The sequence below is a fragment of the Pseudomonas sp. K5002 genome (genome assembly GCF_013386655.1).
Classification (GTDB): Bacteria; Pseudomonadota; Gammaproteobacteria; order Pseudomonadales; family Pseudomonadaceae; genus Aquipseudomonas.
Map to the genome: position 1 here is coordinate 1 of NZ_JACARK010000077.1, position 6,282 is coordinate 6,282.

Annotated in this window: 4 protein-coding genes and 1 pseudogene; all 5 read right to left on the reverse strand. The window is 63.5% G+C overall.

Annotation, left to right across the window (positions count from 1 at the left end):
• Nucleotides 1-497, reverse strand: a pseudogene (locus tag HX846_RS04850) (ornithine cyclodeaminase family protein); the annotation flags it as partial.
• A gap of 206 nt (nt 498-703) precedes the next feature.
• Nucleotides 704-1,630 carry an aliphatic sulfonate ABC transporter substrate-binding protein gene (locus HX846_RS04855; RefSeq protein WP_008431606.1) on the reverse strand — a complete coding sequence of 309 codons (927 nt, stop codon included), beginning with the start codon at nt 1,628-1,630 and terminating at the stop codon, nt 704-706.
• The gene (locus HX846_RS04860; protein WP_102369755.1) at nt 1,630-2,643 is read right to left on the reverse strand and encodes an ABC transporter substrate-binding protein; all 1,014 of its coding nucleotides are present in this window, start codon (nt 2,641-2,643) and stop codon (nt 1,630-1,632) included. The genes HX846_RS04855 and HX846_RS04860 overlap by 1 nt, the downstream gene beginning before the upstream one ends.
• Nucleotides 2,644-2,789: 146 nt before the next feature.
• On the reverse strand, nt 2,790-5,429 hold the full coding sequence (locus HX846_RS04865) for a TonB-dependent receptor (RefSeq protein WP_102369756.1): 2,640 nt from the start codon (nt 5,427-5,429) through the stop codon (nt 2,790-2,792).
• Nucleotides 5,430-5,631: 202 nt separating this feature from the next.
• Nucleotides 5,632-6,282 (reverse strand): FecR domain-containing protein (locus tag HX846_RS04870; RefSeq protein ID WP_178965056.1); only part of this gene is annotated, 651 nt, incomplete at its 5' end.

The window sequence follows — 6,282 nt, forward strand, 5'->3', positions numbered from 1 at the left end:
TGCACGCGGATTTCGTCGAAGTCGAACAGGTGGTCCAGCAGCCGCACGTTCCAATACGCCGTGCCACGGGCACCGATGTGCGCGAGGATTTTGCTGTCGGGCCGGGCCAGGTATTTGGCACCGATGGCGGTGACGGCGCCGGTGCGCATGTCGGTAATCGCCGAGGCGTCGAGGATGGCCTTGGGGATGCCGGTGGCCGGGTCCAGCAGGTTGAGAATCGCCAGTTCCGAGGGCAGGCCCTTGCGGTAGTTATCGACAAAGTCGCCCACCACCTTGACCCCGGCGTAGCCGATTGCGCCGCCCAATACACCGCGCAGCACGTTGAAGTGGCCGTTGATTTCACCGCCGGGAATCAGGTGCATGCGCGGCTCGATCACCGCCTCGCTGCGGCCCTGGATCGCCAGGCTGGATTCGATGGCGTTGAGGATTTCGTCGTTGGTCAGGGCCAGTTCGTCGATGTCCAGGCCGTTGAGGAAGTCGATGTAGATCGGTTGCATGGTCTGCTCACTGATGGGTTGCGAAGGTCGATGCTGAAGATGCTTTTATGGGGTGAGGGAGCTTGTTGTGGTGAGGAGCCTGTTGTGGCGAGGAGCTTGCTGTGGCGNNCAAGCTCCCTCGCCACAACAGCTCTCTCCCTAAAGCAAGCTCCCCTGCCACAGCAAGCTCCCTCCCTACAGCAAGCTCCCTCTCCACAGGGATCAAGTTATGGAGCCTTGAACACAACCTGCTGCACATCGACCTTTTTCGGGATCAGGCCGTTGGCAAAAAACGCGTCGGCGGTACGTTGCTGGTTGGCGATATCCACCGCTTCCAATGGCCGGCTCGGCGTCGGCGAGCGGTGCTGGAAGTAACTCTCCACCACCGCCGGCTGCAAGCCCAATGTCTTGGCCATCAGCGCGACGCTTTCGTCATGCTGGTCCAGCGACAACCGCTGCGCCTGGGCAAACACCTTGAGAATCGCCGCAATCGCCTGCGGGTGCTGCTTGGCAAACGGCCCGCTGGCGATGAAGAAACTGCCCGCCGGGTTCAGCCCCTGGCCATCCCCCAGCACCTTCGCCGAACCGTCCACCACGGCCGCCGAGTAGTACGGGTCCCACACCACCCAGGCGTCGACCTTGCCTTGTTCAAACGCGGCACGGCCGTCGGAGGGCGACAGGTACACCACGTTCACGTCCTTCCACTGCAAGCCGGCACGCAACAAACTTTTGAGGAACAGGTTGTGGGCGCTGGAACCCTTGAGCAACGCCACGCGCTTGCCCTTGAGTTCGGCCACGCTTTGCACGGTGCTGTCCTTGGGCAGCAGGATGGCTTCGGTGCGCCCGTCATTGGGCTCGACGCCGATGTAGCGAATGTCGATGCCGGCAGCCTGGGCGAAGATCGGCGGGATGTCGCCGATATTGCCGATGTCGATGCTGCCGCCATTTAGGGCTTCGATCAGCGGCGGGCCGCCGAGGAATTCGATCCACTCGACCTTGGTGCCCGGCAACCCTTGCTCGAACAGGTGATGCTCACGGGCGAGCACCATGCTCACCGAGCTTTTCTGGTAGCCGACGCGCAGGGTGGCCGGTTCTGCCGCCAGCAGCGGCCCGGCGCACAGTGCCAGCAGTGTGGCTGCGATGAGCTTGCGCATCAGAGACTCTCCTTGACCTTGGCCGCGACGTCCGCCGGCACCCACTGCTGCCAGACCTGCGGCTGTTCTTTCAGGAACGCTTCGGCCACCTGGCGCGGCGCGGTGCGTTTCTCGGCCATTTGCGCGAGGATGCCGTTGAGCAGGTCAATCGGCAGGTCGACTTTTTCAAAGAACGTCACCAGTTGCGGGTACTGCGCCTTGAACGGCGCCGACACGCCAATCGCCAGGTGCGCTGGCATCGAACGAGTACCGATGGGGTGCGGGTTGTTGGCGTCGGCCAGGGTCTTCCAGGCTTCGGCGTTGAACGGTGGTTCTTCCAGTTTGATCAACTTGAAGCGCCCCAGCAGTGGCGTCGGCGACCAGTAGTAGAACAGCACCGGCTTGCCGCGACGGATCGAGGATGCAACCTCGGCATCCAGCGCCGCGCCGGAACCGGTGCGGAAGTTGACGTAGGTGTCGGTCAGGCCATAGGCCTTGAGCTTCTGGCTGTTGACGATCTCCGAGGTCCAGCCGGTGGGGCTGTTGAGGAAGCGCCCACGGGTCGGGTCTTCGGGGTCGCGGAACACGTCTTTGTAGCGGGCCAGGTCGGCGACGGATTTAAGCTCCGGGGCCAGGGGTTTGATGCCCCGTTCGGCGTCGCCCTTGATCACGTACTCCGGCACCCACCAGCCTTCGGTGGCGCCTTTGACGGTGTCGCCCAGGCCGAAAACCTTGCCTTCGCTTTCGGCCTTGACCCACGCCGGACTGCGCCCGGCCCACTCTTCGCCGATCACCTGGATATCGTCCTTGGCCAGGGCGGCCTCCAGGCTCACGGTGCTGCCGGGCAAGGTGTCGGTGGGCAGGCCATAGCCTTTCTCGACGATCAGGCGCAGCACTTCGGTGATCAGGCTGCCGCTTTCCCAGGTGATATCACCGAAGTGGATCGGTTTGGCAGGTTCGGCGGCCGTGGCTGATTGTGCCAGGACGGTGAGTGCCAATAGCGAGCCACCGAGCAGGTTCTTGATTGTTTTCATGTGTTACCTCGTGGTGATTCCATGAAGAGTGCTCTTGTGGCGAGGGAGCTTGCTCCCGCTGGACTGCGCAGCAGGCCCAAAGTGCTTGGGGCCGCTACGCGCCCCAGCGGGAGCAAGCTCCCTCGCCACAGGTTTTGCATCAGGGTTTAAAAGTCATAACTGAGCCGCGTGTAGTAAAACGCCCCTTCCGGCGCCGTCGGCGACAGGTAGCTGTATTGCTGGCCCGGGGTCTGGCGCAAACGGGTGTTGTAGTCGTCAGGCTTGCTGTCGAACAGGTTGTTGACGCCCACCGACACCCGCAGTTGTTTGGTGAAGGCGTAGTTCACGTCCAGGTCGGTGGTCCATTGCGCGCTGAAGGTCTGGTCGTACTGGGCGTTGGCTTCGCTGGAGGCGTATTTGCGGTACTTGCCGTAACGGGTTTCGTTGAGGGCGATGGTCCATTGGTTGAGTTTGTGGACCGCGCCAAACACCAGCTTGTCTTCCGGGTAACCGTGCTCCAGGAAGCCACGGGATTCACGGGTCAGCACTTCAAAGCCGTTGGGGTTTTCGTGAACCTTTTCGATAGTGGTGCGGGCCTTGGTGTAGCCCGCCGACAGGTTCAGGTTGCCGAACTGCTCAAGGTCCAGGTTGTACTTGCCCACGATGTCGACGCCACGGGTGCGGGTGTCGGCGGCGTTGGTCATGAACTGCGCCCAGGAGTACTGGCCGTAGCCGGCGTCCTTGAGGATCTGCTCGGCCAGCGGCCCGGAAATGCCACCGCTGAACAGCAGGCGGTCACGAATCGAGATCTGGTAGGCGTCGATGGTCAGCGAGGCCTGGTCGGTTGGGCGCAGCACCAGGCCCAGGGAGAAGTTGGTGGACTTCTCGGGCTTCAGCGGCTGTGCACCTAGGGCTCGGGCGGCCGGGTTGTCGGCCGGCAGCATGCGGGTCAGCACCGGGTTGCCGTTGGCGTCGAGGTTGGTGGTGGTGGTCCAGGAGGTGCCGATCTGGCCCAGGCTGGGCGCGTGGTAGGCATTGTTGACCGTGGCCCGCAGGCCGACTTTCGGGGTGAAGTCATAGCGCGCCGAGAGTTTGCCGGTGGTGGCTGAACCGAAGTCCGAGTAGTGCTCGGTACGCCCGGCAATGCCCACCTGGAGCTTGTCGGTGACCTGGTTTTCCAGGCCGAAATACACGCCGCCCACATCACGCTTGAAGGTGCCGGCGTCGTCCGGGGTCAGGCCCGAAGCCTGCACCGCGCCAACCTGCACGCCGTCGATGCCACCGTAGGAATAGGAATCGTAGTCGCCGGCCTCCAGCCGGTATTGCTCATGCCGGTAGGCAACGCCCGCCGACACGGTGAGTGGATGGCTCGACCAGTCGACGTTCAGATCCTTGGCGTAATCCAGGGTGATGTTGGTCTGGTCGTTGACCAGGGTGGCGACGTTGAACTTGGTCGGGCTGTTGATCCCGTAGCTCGGGTTGACGGTGTTGAAAGCCAGTTCGTCGTGCTCGTCGCGGCCATAGGTGGCGCTCAAATCGAAGCGGCCGATGCTCTCGTCTTCATAGCGGGTGCCGACGGTGACGGCGCCGTCTTCATAGCGATAGCGGTATTTCGGGATGGTGCCGTTGGGGTAGATCCCGGCCACGTTGTTCGGGCTGCTGGCCAGCAGCGGCGGCGTGTTGTTTACCGAGGTGTCCTGGCCGAAGGTGGCGAAACTGTAGAGGCGCCATTGGTCGTTCAGGCCGATTTCGGCGTTGGCCGCCAGGTTGTATTTGTCGCGCCCGGCACCGCCCCAGCGCGGGTCTTGTACCTGGCCGTCGGCGACGTATTTGTCGCCGATGTCATCGGGTTTGTTGTTCAGGGTGTTGAAGCTCAGGGTCAGGAAACCATCCCCCGGCAAGCCGATGCCGTACCAGCCATCGGTGGTTTTGCTGAAGCCGTCGCCCTGGGCGTATTTGCCCAGTTGGGTGTTGATGCCGCCACCGCTGTCGCGCTCCTTGAGCACGATGTTGACCACCCCCGCCACCGCGTCCGAACCGTATTGCGCCGAGGCACCGTCGCGCAGCACTTCGACGTGGTCGATGGCGCTGATGGGGATCATGTCGAGGTCCACCGGCTGCGCGCCAATGAACGGCACGCCACCGGAAATGTTCACCACCGCCGAGGTGTGCCGGCGCTTGCCGTTGATCAGCACCAGGGTCTGGTCCGGGGACAAGCCGCGCAGGGAGGCGCCTTTCGGATCCTGGCCGCGGGTGGCGCTGTTGTTCTGTGGAAAGTTGAACGAGGGCAGCAGTTGGAACAGCGCCTGGTTAAGGCTGGTGGCGCCGGTTTGCTTGAGTTCTTCGGCGTTGATCACATCCACCGGGGCGCTGCTGGTGAGGGCCGTGGCGTCACTGCGACGGGTACCGATGGCGACCACACGGTCGAGGGTCGGCGCCTGGGCTTCGGCGGTTTGCGCCTTGATGCTGTTGCTGGCAGGCGCGACTTTGGCGCCTTCCTTGATGATGAATGCACCGTCCGGGCTGACCTGGACTTGCAGGCCGGTGCCCTTGAGCGCGGCGTCTACCGCCTGTTGCGCCGACAGCGAACCGTCGACCCGCGCCGAGGAATAATTGCCCAGCTGCGGCGTGAAGGAAATCACCTGGCCGCTCTGGCGGCTGATGTTCAGCAGCACTTCGTCCAGCGGGCCGGGCGCGATGTGGTAGACCTGGCGCGCCTCTTCGGCGCTGGCGGCGAAAGACAGGAACAGACTGGCCAACGGCACCAGGGCAAAGGTTCGAAGCGGTGTACGGTTGAATGGGCTCACGTTGGCTCCCCCCAAGGAAACTCCTGAGCGCTGCTCCCCGCAGCGCTTACGGGAGTGATGTGGGATGGCCGGGGGAAAACTTGCAGATCGTTTGGTTATGTCGTTAGAACCGACATTCGGAAACGACGCAGTCAACTGTGGGAGCTGTCGAGCTTTAGCGAGGCTGCNNGCCAGCTCCCACATTGACCGAGGTGAACCGTTTTCAGGCGGCACTGACGGTCACCCACAACCCGGTCCGGCGGGTGATGTGGATCGGCAGGGTGCGTGCCAGGGTGTCGAGGATCTGGTCGGGATTGTCGAGGCGGTACAGGCCGCTGACCCGCAACCCTGCCACCGCCGGATCGAGGCGCAGCACACCGTTGTGATACGGACGCAGTGCGTCGATCACTTCCACCAGCGGGCGGTCGCGCACTTGCAGGAAGCCATCGATCCAGGCGGTCGCGCCCGAGGAACTGGCGAGCACCGGTCCGAAGCCGAAGCGGTCGTAAGTGACTTCGTGCCCGGCCTCCAGTTGCAGGCGTTCGCCGTTCTGGCCGTCGATCTCCAGGGCGCCGTTGAGCGCCACCACGTGGCCCTGCCCTTCGCGCTCGCGCAGCAACAGGCGATTGCCCAAGGCATGCAGTCGAGCTTGATCGGTCTGGATGAAAAACGGTCGGTTGCTGTCCCTGGCAATCTTCACCAGCAACTCGCCATCGCGCAGGCGCACCACGCGGTGTTGTGGGTCGAACTGGATGTCGGCGGCACTGCGGGCGTTGAGCAGTAACTCGCTGCCATCCGCCAGCTCTACAGTGCGCCGTTCGCCGGTGCCGGTGCGGATATCGGCGGTCAAATCCTCCACCACCGGCCGGGCCAG

Excerpts from the sequence above, each read along its gene's own strand:
- HX846_RS04855 (WP_008431606.1), bottom strand. The coding sequence starts at position 1,630 with ATGCGCAAGCTCATCGCAGCCACACTGCTGGCACTGTGCGCCGGGCCG.
- HX846_RS04860 (WP_102369755.1), bottom strand. The coding sequence starts at position 2,643 with ATGAAAACAATCAAGAACCTGCTCGGTGGCTCGCTATTGGCACTCACC.